The sequence below is a fragment of the Armatimonas sp. genome (genome assembly GCF_043757465.1).
In the GTDB taxonomy this organism is placed as follows: domain Bacteria; phylum Armatimonadota; class Armatimonadia; order Armatimonadales; family Armatimonadaceae; genus Armatimonas.
This window is the reverse complement of the sequence record NZ_JAYVPL010000025.1, coordinates 23,336-39,065: the sequence shown is the minus strand read 5'-3', so window position 1 is coordinate 39,065 and position 15,730 is coordinate 23,336. Positions and strand designations below refer to the sequence as shown.

Genomic DNA, 15,730 nt, shown 5'->3' with positions numbered 1-15,730 from the left:
CTTACTACTCCGCGGATCCGTAGAGTGCAACTTCCATGCCCCGGCAACCGGCCCAGCGCCGTGTGCCAAACTCAAAGTGCCACCACTCATTGGGATAGTTCACAAAACCCGCTTCGGTCATGGCGCCGTAAAGAATTCGGCGATTACTCGTAAAAGGAAGCTTAGGGTGACGCTCAAACCAGTCCGTCACCGTGGCGTCCGTGGCCTCATCGAAGGCAGTGCCCATCGGAAGCTCCTCCCCCGTGGCGAGTGCAAAGAGCGTCAAGTCCACTGCGCCGCCGGTTCGATGGGGCGTGGGCTTGGTCGGATCCGCGTTTGGCTCCGCCACAAAGTGGCGCACTTTCTCATAGATCTCGGTGTCGGTGAAGTGCGGAGAGCTCTGTCTCACTTCTTGCCACTGCCAGTCCCAGAGCGCCTGCTGCACTTCCAGAGGCCGAAAGACATCCAAAACAATGATGCCCAGAGCTTCAGGCAGCAGAGAAACTGCCCGCTCCAGCCGCGTGAGAGCCCCACTCCGCAGTTGCATGGTCGGCGACGCCCCACGGAGGCCGAGCGCGGCGTAGACAGGCCTCAGGCGCAAGCGAGGCGTCTCCGTGAGGGTCACCAGCGGCTCGCCGCACTCTGTGAAGGGCAGCTCCCCCCAGTGCGACAATTCTGTCTGAGTGGGGATGGGGTTAAGCTGCATCCTCGGCATGTGCGGCCCAGAGGCAGCCTCGGACACAAAGCTCCAGAACATCAGGCTGAGCGAGATCGCTGGCGCGGTGCCCTAGTGCGTTATAGAAGACCCGCCCCTCGCCGTAGTACTTCGTCCAGATCGTCGGCATGTCCACAATACCGTTTTTCACGTGGGGACCATCGGCAACGGGAAAGCGCGTCGTGCCGAGGACGCGAACCGCGGGATCAACGTGCAGATAGTACTGCTCCGATTTTATGTGAAGGGGGGTGGGAATGCCCTGCGTGATGAAGTGATCCGGGTCGCGGATATCTACCGTATACTCCACCTCAGAGTTGCCCGGGTGGGAGACCCACTGCCCACCGGTCATGAACTGGTACTCGGTGCTGTTGCGAAAGCTATCGCACATGCCGCCGTGACAGCCCGCGATCCCGACCCCGGACTTCACCGCACTGACCAGAGCTTTTTCTTGCTCACCTGTGATCTGCCCCATCGTCCAGACAGGGACGATAAGATTAAATGTCGAAAGATCGTGGGTAATATACGCATCGAGCGTATTCTCGATAGTTACTTCGAAGCCCTTGCCCCGCAGAGCCTCCGCAAATAACTCTCCCACTTCCTTGGGCTGATGCCCGTCCCAGCCGCCCCAGACGACTAGTGCTTTTCGTGTTGCCATGAGCCAGAGAATACCACAGAAGTAGAGACAAAAAAATAGTTCAGTGAATGTTAAAATAAGATGAAATTTCATATTAGAATTAACTCATCTTAGTTTGGAGGTTTTTATTTATGAACCGTCGCGCCTTTACGCTCATTGAACTTCTCGTAGTGATTGCCATTATTGCAATCCTTGCCGCCATTCTCTTTCCTGTCTTTGCTCAGGCACATGCCAAAGCCCGACAAACTGTCTGTATGTCCAATATGAAGCAGATCGGAACTGCCAGCCTCATGTATGTTCAGGACTATGATGAGGTTTTCTTCGATAACTACTTTCTCGGTCGGAATCCCATAACCGGCGCTTCCATGCTAGTCCACTGGACCGTTGCTCGCTCAAGCACCAACCAGAATGTCCCCTATCTTCTGGAGCCCTATCTCAAGAGTAAAGGGGTTCTCGCCTGCCCTAGTGAGCGCCGCGAAGGAGCCACCAGCCGCTATCCGCAATACTCTGTCAACCAGCTCCCTAACCTGCGCCCCAGTATCATTGCCCCGGATGGTGGAGGGTATGTAGGCCCGCTGACCCGCAACCTCTCCGCAATTAATGCCACAGACACCATGCTGATGTGGGAGCACAACAGTACAACTCCTGCCTGTAATGTCTGGTCCACCTCACGGGGACACTGGGACGAAGCACACCACAATGGATTCAACGCTCTCTGGTGCGATGGACATGTCAAGCGCTCCTCAATCGGGCAAATGCGCAATGCTTATGTCACCTATTGGGAGGACTAAGGCGTGCTCCGTATCCGAAAAATCCCTCTACTTCTTCTCGCACTGGTAGGTACGGGAGCTCTGGGTTGTGCACCGGAAACCGCTCCTCCTGAGGCTGCTGGAGATGCAAAAGAGCAAGCCGCGCAGAACATAGCCGATGCTCCTGGACTCTCCGAAGCGGAGAAGTCGAAAAAAATGGAAGACCTTAACAAAGGGGCTACTGGTTTTGGCAAGTAGTCTCCAGAGGAGACGTTAATCTGCTACAATCCCGCCGTGGAAAGCACGCGCGGGATTTTTTTTACATTTGAGAGACCAGATGGCACAGGCAAGACGACGCAGATCGCTCGTCTTGAGATGGCGCTGGCTGAGCGTGGCTACGAGACAGTTCGCACGAGAGAGCCAGGAGGCGATTTTGTGGGCGAGCAAGTGCGCCAGTTATTGCTCTTTGCGGCCAGCCGTGCGTGGGTTCGGGAGGGCTACTTAGCCGTGGCGGTGGACGAGGTATTTACTCAGCTCTGGGCGGCGGTGCAGGCGCTTTTACCGTGAAGCGTCTACCGTTTTGGCCAGTGGTGTCAGGAGTGCTCCTGCTTTGCCTCGGGAGCATTGTTCTCGCGGCGCTCATTGGAGAGAGAACTCTGAGTTTGTCTGCGGCGTGGCAGGAGCTTCTTCATCACGGGAGGATTGTCTGGGAGTTTCGTCTGCCACGCATTATCGCCGCAGCCTTTGTGGGTGCGGCGCTGGCAGTGGCGGGAGTCGGCTTGCAGGGGCTCACGGGAAACCCCCTGGCTGATCCTTATCTTGTCGGAGTTGCTTCGGGAGCCTCGCTCGGCGTGGGTATGGGGGTGCTGCTGGGAATCGCCGACACGCCGGGCCAGCCACTACTCTCACTTCTGGCACTGGCCTGCGCCTTGCTGGCAACCGGGCTCGTCTTCACACTCGCTCGCTCAGGCAGGCAGCTCTCCCTCTCAGGATTTCTTCTGGCCGGGATAGTCGTTGGAACTTTTTTGGCCGCGCTAGTCAATCTCTTGCTCAGCCTTGCTGGAAAAGACCAGAGCCTGATCCTGCGACGGCTCATGGGCTATCTGGACGACGCGGGCTGGCAACAAATCGCGATTCTCGCGCCCGTCACCGTGGTCGGGGCCGTGGTGCTTTCTCTCTGCGGCAAGGGCCTGGATGCGATGGCGTTTGGGGAGGCGACGGCGCGCTCGGTGGGTGTGGAAGTAGAGCGCTTCAAGCTCGGGGTGCTTGCCCTGATCGCGCTCCTCACGGCGTGCGCGGTAGCGGTCTCTGGGGTGATCGGGTTTGTCGGACTGGTCGTTCCGCATCTTGCCCGAGCGCTCCTAGGGCCGCCGCACCGCCCGCTGGTGCCCGTGGCCGCGCTGCTCGGTGCGGCGCTCTTAGTGCTGGCGGATCAGCTCTCTCGAAGCATTGTCCCGGGTACTCTTTTGCCTATCGGAGTTGTGACCGCACTCTTGGGCGCACCGTTTTTTGCGTCTCTGCTTCGTCGCCAGCTCTGAGATTGCGCTTACTTATTGTGCGCGCTTGGCCAGGGCGTCGTGGTTGTAAACAGTGATATGGTAGGTCGTGTCCACGGTGATGTAGCCCTTTTGCTTGAAGTAGCCCATTGCCTTGTTCACGGACTCCCGCGATGCCCCCACCAGGCTTGCCATGTCGTTTTGTGTGAGCCGCAGCCCTATCAGACGGCCCCCGGCGACATCGGTGCCGTGGGTCTTCGAGAGGTGCAGGAGCTGGCTGGCGATGCGCCCATAGACATCCTGGCTGGAGAGGGAGCGAATCCAGCTTGTCGCGCGGCGCAGGCGGCCCGCAAGCTGCTTCAAAAGCTCAACCGCAATTGCAGGCACAGCATGCAAACAGGCATGAAAATCATCAGCAGGCAGTACCAGCACTTCCGTGGGCTCCAGGGCAACCACATCGGCGGAGCGCTCCTCACCATCCAAGACCGAGAGCTCGCCAAAGAAGTCCCCTGGGCGATAGATTGCGATAATGGTCTCGTCCTCAGAGTCGAGGTAGGCACACTTCGCTTTCCCCGATGTCAGAATGAACAAGGCATCTCCTGGGCTGTCGCGCCGGACGATCACATCGCGCTCGGCGTAGCTTTGCCGCTTCAGGTGTTTTGCGACATACTCCAGCTGCTCATCGGTGAGCCCGGAAAAGAGCGGAACCGCCCCCAGTGCCTTTGCTAGCATCATGTGCCTGTTATACCTGATCTTCAGTCAGGGTCGCAACGATCCCTCGAAACAGACAAGCGCCCCCTGCGGAGCCCAAACCCACTCGGGTAGCCCGCTCCGGGTGAGGCATCATCCCCATCACGTTGCGATTAGGCCCCCCCACAATCCCCGCAATATCATCCTGAGAGCCGTTGGGATTCCCATTGGCATAACGAAATAGAATCTGATCGTCCGCAATAAGCTGCGCGTGAGTCGCTTCGTCGCAGACATAGCGCCCTTCGCCATGTGCAATGGGGATCGAGAGAGTTGCGTTTCTCTCGCACGCCCGGGTGAACGGTGAGTTCACTGTCTCGACACGCAGATCCACGTGCTTGCAAGCAAACTTCAGCCCTTCGTTGCGAGCCAGTGCTCCAGGTAAGAGCCCCGCCTCACAGACAATCTGGAAGCCGTTGCAGATTCCCATGACGAGACCACCGTCTTGGGCGAACTTCGCCACTGTGTCCATGATCGGCGCGAAGCGCGCAATTGCTCCCGCTCTTAAAGCATCACCGTAGGAGAATCCGCCCGGGACGATCACCATATCCACGCCTTGCAGATCCGTGTCGCGGTGCCAGAGGAGCTTTGCCGAGCCACAGCCTAGTTCCTGCCAGGCGTTTGCGGCATCGCGGTCGCAGTTAGAGCCAGGGAAGACAATAACCCCTGCGGTAAACACGCTCACCCCTCCACCTCAGCTACCTCAATGCGATACGACTCCATCACGGGGTTTGCCAGCAGCTTCTCACACATCGCTGTGGCGTCTGCCGGAGTCTGGGTCTCCAGCTCGATCACTTTTCCCACACGGACATTTTTCACATCGGTGTAGCCCAGGCTGTGGAGCGCTTCCTGAATGGTGCGACCTTGAGCATCCAGGAGGGAAGGCTTGAGCGTGACGGTAACAGTGACTTTGGGCAAGAGAGGTTCCTTTCGAGTACTAAAAATCTTGGGTGGGACGCTTTCCAGTATGCCATGACTTTTAGGGGACTGTCAAGGAAAAAAGAGAGCCTCGTTTTTCGCTTCGCGTCTCTTTTCTTATTTCTGCTATCTCTTTTTTTTTATTACTCTTATAGTAGTAGTAGGGGAGAGGCTAGCCTGTGGATAACTCCCTAAAATACGGCAAACACTTTGAAATACAAAGTTAAAAAATCAGACTAAAATAGCAAACAAAGATAGAACATTTAAAAAATATTAGCATACTAAATAAATTTTTTTGGCAAACAGAGTTATCCACAGGCCTGTGGATAACTCCCTCTAGCCTGTGGATAACTCGGCAGTTATCCACAGGCTAGCTAAAAGTTATCCACAGGTTATCCACAGGCAAATGGGCGTTTGCTAAAAGTTATCCACAGGCTGGCCAAGTTATCCACAGGTTATCCACAGGTTATCCACAGGCTATGTGGATAACTTTTTTTTAAGAGATTGGTGAAATGAGCTGATTTCTTTAGGATTTAATTTGAGACAAATAGGAGACAATCTCATAAATGCAGAAGTCTCTAAAGAACTGTAGAGGCATGCAAAAGCAGATCGGGCTGCGATTAGCCGATCTGCTGGAGAGAAAAGATGTATAGAGCTCGGAGAGAGGTTTAAGAGCTGGACTCGTGACGAATTTGGCCGGTTAGTTCCGTGACAAGCTCACGGAGCGTGTCATCGCCTGTGAGCTGCTCACGGAGGCTTGTGCAGGCGTGCATGACGGTCGTGTGGTCGCGGCCTCCGAAGAACTGACCAATGCCGGGAAGGCTGGTCTCCGTGAGCTCGCGCATGAGCAGCATTGCCACTTGCCGGGCACGGGCCGTCTCCTTGTCGCGTTTCTTACCCTTGAGCACTTCTGGATCGAGTCCGTAGCGGCGCGCCACGACCTGTTGGATAATGTCCGCAGTAATGCGGCCTCGTGGCCCCGCAGACGCTGCTTGTGCGGCTTCTAGGAGGGCTACAGGGCCGCCTTGGGGATCGCCTGGAAGGCTTATTCCAGCCGAGGCAAAGTAGCGCTCTAAAATATCTGAGGCCAGCTCTTCCGTGACAGGAGAGTTCACCAGCGAGGCGTAGGCGACCAGCTTGACGAGTGCGCCCTCCAGCGTGCGGATATTACTCTGCACCAGCCGCGCCATGTAGAGCAGCACATCATCGGGGATGCGCATGCGCTCAAGCTCCGCTTTTTTCTGCAGGATCGCCAGGCGCGTCTCTAAGTCGGGCGGGGCGATATCGGCGATCAGCCCGGACTCGAAGCGCGAGCGCAGGCGCTCGTCCATCATTTTTAGCTCGCGCGGGCTGCGATCCGACGAGATCACGATCTGCTTGCCGGTCTGATACAGCGCGTTAAACGTATGGAAAAACTCCTCGTTGGTCTTGTCTTTGCCCGCGATGAACTGAATATCATCGAGCAGGAAGACATCCACATTGCGCCAGCGCCGTCGAAACTCTTCCATCTTGCCTTCGCGGCTTGCTTTGACATAGGCGGTGGTGAAGGCCTCACCGGAGACGTAGCAGACATGCGCCGCGCCGCGCTGGGCCGCAACTTCGTGGCCAATAGCGTGCATCAGGTGAGTCTTGCCGATTCCAGGAGGCCCGTAGAGAAAAAGGGGATTGTAGACCTCCCCCGGGGCATGTGCAACCGCGTGGGCACCACCCTCCGCAAGCCGGTTGCTCCGGCCCGTCACGAAGGCATCGAACGTATAGCGCGGGTTGAGCTGTGGCGCATCGGGGTGGGGTGTCTGAGCCGCTGAAGCGCTGGTCTGCGGGCGCGAGACAGTGACAGTATTGGTTCGGGGTTTGGGAGGGGCAAGTGGAATCCGGGGACTGGGGACAACCACGATCTCCGCTTCTAAAGCAAAAGGCTCCCCTTGAGGCTCTGGTAGTGCGGCTACCAGAGCCCCATTGGGTGCGGAAACCTGTTCGGAGCGGTTGAGCGCTTCGGTCGAAGCGAGGAAATGACCGTCGGTCGGTGCCTCGAACAGGCTTGGTGTGATCGCCTTTGGTTGGCCTGACTGCTCGGCAAAGGTGCGGCTCTGCGGTTGCAGCAAGGCAAACTGAAGTCTGACTTCCCGATCCAGAATCTCTTCTAAAAGCCCCTGGATGAGCGGGGTATGTCGCTTCTCTACCCATTCACGTGTAAAAGCGGAGGGAACTCCCAGTATCACTTGGCAGATAATCCGCCCCTCGACCATGAGCTCGTTCAGAGCCAGTGGCTTCAGAGTTCGAATATGTGCCTCAAACGTGGGCTTATTTACCCGGGATGCAAGCATCCGCAGCGCACGATCCCAGGCGCGCCGCAAGACGATGGGGATTTCTTCGTCTTCAAATTGTAGTTGCTCGCTCACGTCCTTTTTGTGCTCCCCGTCCCAAATCCACCAGGCAAATTCTGGCGAGGAGACGGGGGGATTCTAGCCCACACAGAGGCTAGCCGCAAGGAGCATGAAACCGTCGTTTGCTGTGTGTAGCCAGCGTCAGGAGTGTTAAATTCGCGTGAATACTAGCATTAAACTTTTTAGCTTACAATACTCGTTGAACCTGTACAAACTGCCTAAAACACAGGTACCATGAACCTGGTAAACAGATGTTCAGTATTAAGATAAATAATATTAAAAAATAGTTATAGGTATAAAATGATACTTAGAGTAGTGCTCTTATCGGTGTTTCTCTCCGTTGGTTTTTCGTTTGCCTGTTCGCATTGGGCAAACTCCGATGGCTGTAGTGCCGTTGCCTTGAATCTCTTAAACCTGACTTTGTTTATTTTGTACACTACTAAAACTCGCGAAAAGGCACTCGCTTGTTTGCTTGCTGCCTCGGGCGTTTTCGGGCTTGTGGAGCTGCTCGCCGACTTCCTATGTGTCCGCTGCACACGCACGCTGGATTACGCGCTGGCGCACTCGGGAATGCTGCTGGAGTCGCCGTGGTGGATGCCGCTTTCGTGGGCTTTGGTGGCGGTTCAAGTGGGAGTTTTAGGAGACTACGGGATCCACCGCTTCGGGCTTCTCAAAGGCGCCCTACTCACGGGTATTTTTGGTGCACTTCTGATTCCCTTTTACGAGGAAATGGCTTGGGGAGCACACTGGTGGCGCTACAAAGACTGCCTGATGTTGGGGCATACTCCCGTCTACATTATTGTTGCGGAGGCCGTGATCGGCTCAGGGTTGGCGCTACTGGGCCACTTTGCCCTGCGTGCCCCATCTCTCAAAAACGCCGCTCTGATCGGAGCTGCCGCTGGCTTGGTGACGATTTTCGGTGGAATACTCGGCTGGGGCTTAGTTGAGTTTCTCGGGCGTGGGGTGCGTCCCGTGTGGCTGTGACCAACCCCCTATCCCCCGTCCGACGGGGGAACTGTTAGGAATGTGTTGATCTCGTCGGGGTTGATGCGGCGTGGGACGATAAGCACTCTGACTTGGTAGGTGAGCGTCTCGCCTGCCTTCAAGATAATTGGCCCATTGAAAAGCGGCGCGGGGCCGAAGAAGTTGTAGTCAGTCTTGGCGGCGCCGTAGAAGGGCTCGGGGTAGCGTGTGTTCTGGGGCGAGGGCAGAAAGACAACGGCGCAGTCCTTGTCGTCCGGCGTGGTACCTTCGATTCCGCCCCACTTGTAGCGCTCACCGGTGCAGCGCGTCGTGACAGTGCCATCGTCAAAGACGAGTTTCGCATCCTGCAGATCATTTCTGAGGCGCACAAAGAGCCCGCCATAGCCACCCCAGGTAGTGAAAGGCGTTCGATCGAGCGTGATGTCTTCCAGCGCTTCCAGCTTCGTGTAACACTCAAGCATGCTCGTGCCGGATTGGTCTATCTGATAGCGCCACTCACGATAGTCGCGCACACGATCCTGCCCTTGATCACGCCAGTTTGTTGCACTCGTGATTCGGAAGGAGTCGTTAGGGAGCGCACTACACTGCGGCGTTCTCATTGTCTCTTGTCGTCCAAAAATCTCGTCGCGCTCTTCCCAGTAGTTGATGCCATTGACAAACTTGAAGGCGAACCAGAGGCCACGGTGCCAGGTGTGGTCGGGGGGCTCATGCTCGGTAATCACGGTACCATCGGGGAGCCTCAGAGGGTGTATGAAAGGTTTAGGGGCCGAGGCGTAGTCGTAGCGCAGACGTTCGATGCCATTATCGTCTGTCAGCCCAATCCACTGCCCGATCTCATGGGTGATTCTCATGCCATAAATTGTATCGCCCCGTTGGTGATCGTGAGTGTCGGCCAGCCCGCTGGCGAGCGGTGGTAGAGCTCGGGGTGCGCGGCCAGAGCGGCGTTTTGGGCGGCGGTATCGAACATGGAGAGACCCGCGAAGTAGTGGTGGCCGTTGCGCTCGACGCTCTCAATGCCAAGGGCGGCCATGACGGCGAGATCTTGCTCTAAACACACCGGCCCGACACAGGTGAGATCCTCGCCTGAGAGTAGAGCACCGCGTTTTTTCGCCAGGCAGGCGTTGGCGACGCCCTTGAAGACACCTTTACACCCTTTATGGCTTGTTCCCGTGTAGCCGAGTGCCAGTGCGCGGGGAAAGTCACCCAAAGCGCCGTCGGACTCATCTATGAGGATAGGGGGATGGTCTCCCCAGCCAGCCAGCCCCGCTCCCGCAGTATCGGTGAGGGCTTGGTCTCGGTGAAGGGGCTGCTCGATAAAGAGGCAGCGGGCTTTGTGAGTGTCCTGCAGACCGTTCCAGAAGGCGCGGACGGTGGCAAAGTCGGTGTAGGACTCATTGGCATCCAGTGTAAACGCCCAGTCCGGAGGCGCATGGGCGGCGCAGACGGCGAGAACCTCCGTAGTGCGCGCGATGTCCGTCGTGACATTACCGCCGAGCTTGAGCTTGAAGTGCTTCAGGCCGTAGGCGGCGATATTATCTTCCAGAGTCTTGGGAAGCGCGTCCATGCGTTCTAGGCCTGTGAGTGGATCGGCCATCCCGATGGTGTGGCGCAGAATCATCTGTTTGCGAGGCGCTTCAGGGAGCCAATCTGCGGGCTGCGTTCCGAAAAGCTCGGGATGAATAGAGGCGAGCTCGATTCCAAAGGCATTACTCTTGAGGAGTGCGTGAAAGGGTTGCTGCGTGGCGTTCCCGAGGGCATTGATCACGGCCCGCTCCACGAGCGTTACTGGAAAGTGTGTCCAGAGCGTTGGCAAGCTCGTCTCTTTTGCGTAGGTAGCCTGCTTTTCGTAGAGCGCCTGCCAGAGCCCAAACGCTGTCTCGGCAGAGAGATCTGTCGCCCACTCTAGCACTGCCTCAATGAGGGCAATCAGCTCGGCGTTATCGGCCTCGGGCGACGTGTCCGGGCGCTTGTAGAGCCACTTAGGCGAGAGGTGCTCAGCGGAGATTCCGGTGATGACTTTTCCATTAATCTCGACATCGGTTTCCACAAAAGCGTGCGTGAGGTCGGTGACAGTGGCAATTCCGTAGCGAAACGGGAGGCGCAGGTGCAGGTCTTGCAGGCGCAGGCGGCAGGCAGCAATGCGAATCATGGCCTATTCTACGGGTTTTTCCGCTACAATGACGGCATGAACCGACGACAATTTATTCAAGGAGCCGCTGCCGCGCCGCTCTTTCTGCCCAGCTCCGTGCTGGGACGGGCGGGCTACACCGCGCCGAGTGAGCGCATCACCGTGGGCATTATTGGCTGTGGGAAGATGGCAAACGAGTTCCATCTGCCCACTTTACTTAACTTTGAGGACGTCCAGATACTTGCCGTGTGCGATGTGGACACGACCCGGCGGGAGCGTGCCAAGAAGCGTGTCGAGACGCAGTACGAAGGCGAGGAGCGTGCCACTCGAACGTGTTCAGCTTATAATGATTTTAGAGATGTCATTGCACGCAAAGACATAGATGCGGTCGTGATTGTGACACCAGAGCACTGGCATGCCATCCCAATTATTGAGGCGTGCAAGGCGGGGAAAGATGTCTACTGTGAGAAGCCGCTCACGCTCACCTTGGCAGAATCCAAGCGCTGCATAGAGGCGGTGCGCAAGTACAAGCGTGTCTTGCAGACCGGCAGCCAGCAGCGCTCCAATGTCTTTGGGCGCTTCCGTGAGGGCTGCGAGTTCGTACGCAGCGGTCGTCTGGGAACGATTAAATCCGTGACGGTGGGAGTTGCTGCGCCCAGTATCTGGTGCGATCTGAAGGAGGAGATGCCAGAGCCAGGCCTCGACTGGGACTTATGGCTTGGCCCCGCCCCGCTACGCCCGTATAACGCCGCACTTTCTCCGCGCGGTGTTCACAATCACTTTCCCGCCTGGCGCAGCTACCGCGAGTACTCCGGCGGGGGCCACGCCGACATGGGTGCACACCACTACGATATCGCGCAGTGGGCGCTCGGCAAAGACGGTACGGATCCCGTGGAGATCATCCCCCCCACCGACCCGATGGCGATGGAGGGGGCAAAGCTGATCTACGCCGATGGAATTGAGGTGATTCATGGTGGCCCCAGCGGCTGCTTCTTCACCGGCACCAATGGCACCCTGCATCTGGATCGTGGTGTGCTTAAGAGTGACCCGCCCGAGCTGGCAAAAACGCCGCTGGGCGACAAAGAGACGCATCTCTTTGTTTCACCAGGGCACCACCGCAACTGGATCAACTGCATTAAGAGCCGTGAGAAGCCGCTCTGTGATGTCGAGATCGGCTGCCGCTCAGTGGCGCTGGTGCAGTTTGCCAACCTTGCCTACTGGCACCGCCGTCGCCTGAAGTGGGACCCGAAGAAGTGGGAGTTTGTGGGGGATAAAGAGGCCAACCAGTGGCTCGACCGCGAGCGCCGACCGCAGTGGGCACTGCCTAAGGTGTGATTTTGGGCCGGGGTTGCGCGATGATATAAGCCGTGAGATCCCAGGACTCCTGAAGCGTCAGTGAGCCGCCCGCGCCAAAGGGCATGTTGTGCTTCAAGAAGCCCGCCATTTTCTCCGGCTTGGCCCCAAGCCCCGCGAGAGTATTGAAGGAGTTCGGCCCCCAGAGCGCGGGGCGGTAGTAGGTCTTGCTCTCGTAGCGCCCTTGACCATCGGTGGCGTGACAGGCAGCGCAGCGCTGGGCAAAGAGCGCCTTCCCTTGCACGGTGTTGCCCGTGCGGGGCTCTATTTTCGGCATCCCCGTGGGCTGGGGCGGCAGCGCGAGGGACTGGGCTTGTTCATCCAGCCAGCGGAAGTAGGCATTGAAAGCGGCCATATCTGCCCCATCGGTGGGAATAGGCTTGCCGTTCATGCTGCGCTGCATGCACTGGTTGATACGATCAAAAAACTTCTGGGAGGTATCGTACTTGCCCTCTGCAAACATCCCCACCCACCACGATGAACTTGGGCTGCGCCCGATGTCTAAGTGACAGCTCCCGCAGTGTAGCTTATTTCCCACGAACTTGGGGAGCAGCTCGTAGGTACGCTCCGAAATCGCATGGCCGCGCTGGATCGCCCGCCAGTTCTGTTTGTCCCACTCCGTCACGGGCTTGGTTGGCGCACCAATCACTGGCTTTTCTTTTATGTCGGGCTGGGCACGGCGGATCAGAAAGAGAAAATCGGAGGCGATAAATTTATCAGAGCGCAGGGTGCGGGCCGACGTGTGACAGCCCAAACAAGACGAGCTCTCTTGCACAAAGCTCTCCATGGTGGTGTTGGCAAGGTAAGTCGGCTCTACGCGGCTGCCCGGTGCGGGCCACTGCGCCCCAATAAGTTCGTAGTTTTGGAGCGGGCTACTGGTGGCATGGAGCGCCTGCTGCTGCGTCCGGTTGAGCTGCTGGAGCCGCGCCCGGAGCGGGCTCTCGCGGCGTACGAGATTGGGTGTTCCCGGCTGGGTCTGCTTATTGGCCCGCGCTTCCGGAACCGACGGCAGGCAGAACGATGCATTACTGCCTTCGGTGTTGCCCGTATGCTCAAAGGTCGCCCACACCCACTGCGGGGCCGAGGGCGTTTTCTGGACAATGTGTAGCCCCACTAACCCCATTTTACGCCGTCGCTTGCGGCCCGGCTTTCCGTTTTTCGTGTCAAAGACCACGCACTCGCGGGTGAGAAACTGCGCCTCCTCACCAGGCTCCAGCTCGCGCCAGCTTGCCTTGACCACCATCGCGCCATCGGGATACTGCACGCTCTCCGCCAAAACTTGCTGTCGGCTGTCGTAGAGCTTGTGGCGACGCAGGTACTCAAAGAGAATTTTATTGACCCGAATTTCGTAGCGCACGATATGCCCAAAGCGATCCGTGAGGGTGGCAGGCAGCGTGCCGTCGCTCTGCACCGCCTGGATCTTGTCCGTGAGACGGCGCTCGCGTGGCAGAGGCACGTTCCACTCCGCGGGCTCTACACCGCCCGGTAAAAAAATCTCCTCGGGGGTCTTCCACGTCTCCCAGACACGCAGACCCTCGGCTCCAAAAGGCTTGTCGCTCTCTGGCTCCCCGCGCAGCTGCGGATTAGTTTGTGCGGGCCAGTTCAGCGCCACAAACTCATCCCAGGCGAACGCATCGGCGGCGCGCTGAGTCTCGCGCACGTCCGGCCCTGTAAGACCGCCCACCACATCGGAGGGAACTGTCGGGCTAAGAGCTACTGTTGCAAGAGCCGCCATCGGTAGCAAGGCTGAGAGAAAGCGCATGAGCGTATTTTACCTCCGCCCCCTCGTAAACGAGGCTGGTACAATAGCCCGTGAGTAATCAACCCCTAACCGTGGCCCTTTTGCGCCCGGATTCGACACGTCGCGAGGCAATGGCTCTCTGCGAGAAATATGCCCCGATGGCGGACTCGGTGTGCGTTCTGCCCACTTGGGTCGCCGATGTTTTGGAGAGTGAGCTTGAAGTGGCGACCGTGATCGGTTGGCCGCACGGGGCCGCGAACTCCCAGGCGCTCGGGGTGGAAGCGGCGATGGCAACGGCTGATGGTGCGACGGAGCTAATTCTGTTTCCCAATCTCTCGGCGCTAAAATCGGGCGTGGAGCTTCTGGTAGCCGACGCCGTACAGACGGTAGTGGATGCCGCCGCGCCCACCGACGCGGAAGTGACCCTCTGGCTACCGTGGGAGCAGCTTAAACCGCTGGAGCGTCAGTCGCTGGTACGGTTGGCTGTGGAGTGTGGGGCCAATGCGCTGCTCCTGCCCGTGGACGACGAAGAGTCAGCAAAGGCCCTGCGCGAGTTTCTCCCTGAGGAGATCGGGATGATTATCGCCTGCGCTGCGACCTCACCCTCGGCGGCCTACGCGCATCGTCTCTGGAGCGAGTGGGATGGAAAGTCGTAACCCCGGAGCGCCGCTCGATCTGGAGTGGGTCGCTGAGACCCGCGTGAACCGTCCGGCGGTTGAGAGGCGCGTGGCGTCTCTCCCAGGCCGCCGCAGTGTCAAGAAAGACTGGCAGGCCGCGTGGCTCCTGCGGGCCATCACCTGCATGGATCTGACCACGCTTGCGGGCGATGACACGCCCGGCAATGTCCGCCGCCTCTGCGCCAAGGCCCGCCAGCCCGTGCGCCAGGATATTTTAGACGCGCTCGAAGTGCCAAGTATCACCGTCGGTGCGGTCTGTGTCTACCACGACATGATCGCTCCTGCCGCCCTCGCGCTCGCAGGTTCAGGCATTCCCGTCGCCGCCGTCTCCACGGGTTTTCCCGCCGGGCTCTCCCCGTTTCCCCTGCGCATCGCCGAGATTAAAGAGTCTGTCAAAGCGGGAGCGCAAGAAATTGACATCGTGCTCTCCCGCCGCAAGGTGCTGCTCGGCGACTGGCAAGGCGTCTACGACGAAGTACGCGCCTTCCGCGAAGCCTGCGGCGACGCGCACCTCAAGACCATTCTGGCAACCGGCGAGCTCGGCACGCTCACCAATGTCGCGCGGGCCAGCCTGGTTTGTATGATGGCGGGCGCGGATTTCATCAAGACCAGCACCGGCAAAGAGCCCACCAACGCAACTCTGGGCAACAGCCTCATCATGGCCCGCCAGATCCGTGACTACTTCGAGCGCACGGGCTTTGTGGTCGGCTTCAAGCCCGCCGGGGGAATCCGCACCGCGAAACAATCCCTCGACGGCCTGATTCTCATGAAAGAGGAGCTCGGCGTCGAGTGGACCAAGCCCGACCGCTACCGAATCGGAGCCTCCTCGCTTCTCTCCGACATCGAGCGCCAGCTAGAGCACCACATCACGGGCCGCTACGCCGCCTACAACCGCCACCCAATGGCGTAAGGAAGCTGGAGGAGAGATGTGAATAGTCTTTCCGCCCACAGAACGTGGGCGTCATTAAGCCGACGGCTAAGAAATCGCTCCGCGATTGGGGAAATGGGAAATTTGGTAGTCGCGGAGCGGCTTTTTGGCGGAACGCCTAGTGATGCCCACGTTCTGTGGGCAGTCAAGCGATTCGTGAAAAAGGCTCACTGATTTCTTGGGCGACGAATGTTTGAGCATGATACCTGTGGCAAGCACATTTACGGTGAATGCGACTGAGCGGGCTTTAGCCTGCTTGCCGAAACAGCGAGCCGCTTTAGCCGCCCGAAACGTAAC

Annotated in this window: 17 protein-coding genes; 8 read left to right on the top strand and 9 right to left on the bottom strand. The window is 58.2% G+C overall.

Going from position 1 to position 15,730, the window contains the following annotated elements:
* Positions 1-4 precede the first annotated feature (4 nt).
* Both ACH2ED_RS03690 and ACH2ED_RS03685 read right to left on the bottom strand, forming a co-directional pair.
* Positions 5-685 carry a M15 family metallopeptidase gene (locus ACH2ED_RS03690; RefSeq protein WP_395088860.1) on the bottom strand — a complete coding sequence of 227 codons (681 nt, stop codon included), beginning with the start codon at positions 683-685 and terminating at the stop codon, positions 5-7.
* The gene (locus ACH2ED_RS03685; RefSeq protein ID WP_395088859.1) at positions 675-1,349 is read right to left on the bottom strand and encodes a ThuA domain-containing protein; all 675 of its coding nucleotides are present in this window, start codon (positions 1,347-1,349) and stop codon (positions 675-677) included. The genes ACH2ED_RS03690 and ACH2ED_RS03685 overlap by 11 nt, the downstream gene beginning before the upstream one ends.
* Before the next feature lie 110 nt (positions 1,350-1,459).
* Between ACH2ED_RS03685 and ACH2ED_RS03680 the strand changes: the two genes are divergently transcribed.
* The 4 genes from ACH2ED_RS03680 to ACH2ED_RS03665 are packed head-to-tail and all read left to right on the top strand — an operon-like array spanning position 1,460 to position 3,615.
* Positions 1,460-2,119 (top strand): prepilin-type N-terminal cleavage/methylation domain-containing protein, encoded by a 660-nt coding sequence (locus tag ACH2ED_RS03680; protein ID WP_395088858.1) that lies wholly within the window; start codon positions 1,460-1,462, stop codon positions 2,117-2,119.
* A 3-nt stretch (positions 2,120-2,122) separates the two neighbouring features.
* Complete coding sequence (locus ACH2ED_RS03675) at positions 2,123-2,335, top strand: hypothetical protein (RefSeq protein WP_395088857.1); 213 nt, start codon at positions 2,123-2,125, stop codon at positions 2,333-2,335.
* Positions 2,336-2,371: 36 nt separating this feature from the next.
* Positions 2,372-2,644, top strand: a complete 273-nt coding sequence (locus tag ACH2ED_RS03670; protein ID WP_395088856.1) for a dTMP kinase — start codon at positions 2,372-2,374, stop codon at positions 2,642-2,644.
* The gene (locus tag ACH2ED_RS03665) at positions 2,641-3,615 is read left to right on the top strand and encodes a FecCD family ABC transporter permease (RefSeq protein WP_395088855.1); all 975 of its coding nucleotides are present in this window, start codon (positions 2,641-2,643) and stop codon (positions 3,613-3,615) included. Before ACH2ED_RS03670 ends, ACH2ED_RS03665 begins: the two co-directional genes overlap by 4 nt.
* A 12-nt stretch (positions 3,616-3,627) precedes the next feature.
* On the opposite strand, the gene ACH2ED_RS03660 is transcribed toward ACH2ED_RS03665, so the two are convergent.
* The 4 genes from ACH2ED_RS03660 to dnaA all read right to left on the bottom strand — a co-directional run bounded on the left by ACH2ED_RS03660 (position 3,628) and on the right by dnaA (position 7,637).
* Positions 3,628-4,308 (bottom strand): Crp/Fnr family transcriptional regulator, encoded by a 681-nt coding sequence (locus tag ACH2ED_RS03660; RefSeq protein ID WP_395088854.1) that lies wholly within the window; start codon positions 4,306-4,308, stop codon positions 3,628-3,630.
* Between the two features lie 7 nt (positions 4,309-4,315).
* A complete protein-coding gene (gene purQ, locus ACH2ED_RS03655) occupies positions 4,316-4,999 on the bottom strand; it encodes a phosphoribosylformylglycinamidine synthase subunit PurQ (protein ID WP_395088853.1) in 684 nt (227 codons plus the stop codon).
* A 2-nt stretch (positions 5,000-5,001) separates the two neighbouring features.
* Positions 5,002-5,238: a phosphoribosylformylglycinamidine synthase subunit PurS gene (gene purS, locus ACH2ED_RS03650; RefSeq protein ID WP_309692796.1), complete on the bottom strand. Its 237-nt coding sequence runs from the start codon at positions 5,236-5,238 to the stop codon at positions 5,002-5,004.
* A 668-nt stretch (positions 5,239-5,906) separates the two neighbouring features.
* A complete protein-coding gene (gene dnaA, locus ACH2ED_RS03645; protein ID WP_395088852.1) occupies positions 5,907-7,637 on the bottom strand; it encodes a chromosomal replication initiator protein DnaA in 1,731 nt (576 codons plus the stop codon).
* A gap of 285 nt (positions 7,638-7,922) precedes the next feature.
* Between dnaA and ACH2ED_RS03640 the strand changes: the two genes are divergently transcribed.
* Positions 7,923-8,606 (top strand): DUF6989 domain-containing protein, encoded by a 684-nt coding sequence (locus tag ACH2ED_RS03640; RefSeq protein WP_395088851.1) that lies wholly within the window; start codon positions 7,923-7,925, stop codon positions 8,604-8,606.
* Between the two features lie 8 nt (positions 8,607-8,614).
* Here ACH2ED_RS03640 and ACH2ED_RS03635 read toward each other — a convergent pair whose 3' ends face one another.
* Positions 8,615-9,457 carry a DUF6807 family protein gene (locus ACH2ED_RS03635; protein ID WP_395088850.1) on the bottom strand — a complete coding sequence of 281 codons (843 nt, stop codon included), beginning with the start codon at positions 9,455-9,457 and terminating at the stop codon, positions 8,615-8,617.
* Complete coding sequence (locus ACH2ED_RS03630; protein WP_395088849.1) at positions 9,454-10,755, bottom strand: enolase C-terminal domain-like protein; 1,302 nt, start codon at positions 10,753-10,755, stop codon at positions 9,454-9,456. The genes ACH2ED_RS03635 and ACH2ED_RS03630 overlap by 4 nt, the downstream gene beginning before the upstream one ends.
* A gap of 36 nt (positions 10,756-10,791) precedes the next feature.
* Here ACH2ED_RS03630 and ACH2ED_RS03625 point away from each other — a divergent pair, with 36 nt between their 5' ends.
* On the top strand, positions 10,792-12,069 hold the full coding sequence (locus ACH2ED_RS03625; protein ID WP_395088848.1) for a Gfo/Idh/MocA family protein: 1,278 nt from the start codon (positions 10,792-10,794) through the stop codon (positions 12,067-12,069).
* Here the strand turns inward: ACH2ED_RS03625 and ACH2ED_RS03620 are convergent.
* Complete coding sequence (locus ACH2ED_RS03620; protein WP_395088847.1) at positions 12,059-13,849, bottom strand: c-type cytochrome; 1,791 nt, start codon at positions 13,847-13,849, stop codon at positions 12,059-12,061. The two genes, ACH2ED_RS03625 and ACH2ED_RS03620, sit on opposite strands and share 11 nt — an antisense overlap.
* 50 nt (positions 13,850-13,899) lie before the next feature.
* Here ACH2ED_RS03620 and ACH2ED_RS03615 point away from each other — a divergent pair, with 50 nt between their 5' ends.
* Together ACH2ED_RS03615 and deoC are read left to right on the top strand one after the other, a co-directional pair.
* Positions 13,900-14,484 carry a hypothetical protein gene (locus ACH2ED_RS03615; protein WP_395088846.1) on the top strand — a complete coding sequence of 195 codons (585 nt, stop codon included), beginning with the start codon at positions 13,900-13,902 and terminating at the stop codon, positions 14,482-14,484.
* Positions 14,471-15,415, top strand: a complete 945-nt coding sequence (gene deoC / locus ACH2ED_RS03610; RefSeq protein WP_395088845.1) for a deoxyribose-phosphate aldolase — start codon at positions 14,471-14,473, stop codon at positions 15,413-15,415. The genes ACH2ED_RS03615 and deoC overlap by 14 nt, the downstream gene beginning before the upstream one ends.
* Positions 15,416-15,730 lie beyond the last annotated feature (315 nt).

Bases quoted from the DNA above. Each gene is read 5' to 3' on its own strand.
- ACH2ED_RS03620 (WP_395088847.1), bottom strand. From the start codon at position 13,849: ATGCGCTTTCTCTCAGCCTTGCTACCGATGGCGGCTCTTGCAACAGTA.
- ACH2ED_RS03630 (WP_395088849.1), bottom strand. From the start codon at position 10,755: ATGATTCGCATTGCTGCCTGCCGCCTGCGCCTGCAAGACCTGCACCTG.
- ACH2ED_RS03690 (WP_395088860.1), bottom strand. From the start codon at position 685: ATGCAGCTTAACCCCATCCCCACTCAGACAGAATTGTCGCACTGGGGG.
- ACH2ED_RS03685 (WP_395088859.1), bottom strand. From the start codon at position 1,349: ATGGCAACACGAAAAGCACTAGTCGTCTGGGGCGGCTGGGACGGGCAT.
- ACH2ED_RS03635 (WP_395088850.1), bottom strand. From the start codon at position 9,457: ATGAGAATCACCCATGAGATCGGGCAGTGGATTGGGCTGACAGACGAT.
- ACH2ED_RS03625 (WP_395088848.1), top strand. From the start codon at position 10,792: ATGAACCGACGACAATTTATTCAAGGAGCCGCTGCCGCGCCGCTCTTT.
- deoC (WP_395088845.1), top strand. From the start codon at position 14,471: ATGGAAAGTCGTAACCCCGGAGCGCCGCTCGATCTGGAGTGGGTCGCT.
- ACH2ED_RS03680 (WP_395088858.1), top strand. From the start codon at position 1,460: ATGAACCGTCGCGCCTTTACGCTCATTGAACTTCTCGTAGTGATTGCC.
- ACH2ED_RS03640 (WP_395088851.1), top strand. From the start codon at position 7,923: ATGATACTTAGAGTAGTGCTCTTATCGGTGTTTCTCTCCGTTGGTTTT.
- ACH2ED_RS03660 (WP_395088854.1), bottom strand. From the start codon at position 4,308: ATGATGCTAGCAAAGGCACTGGGGGCGGTTCCGCTCTTTTCCGGGCTC.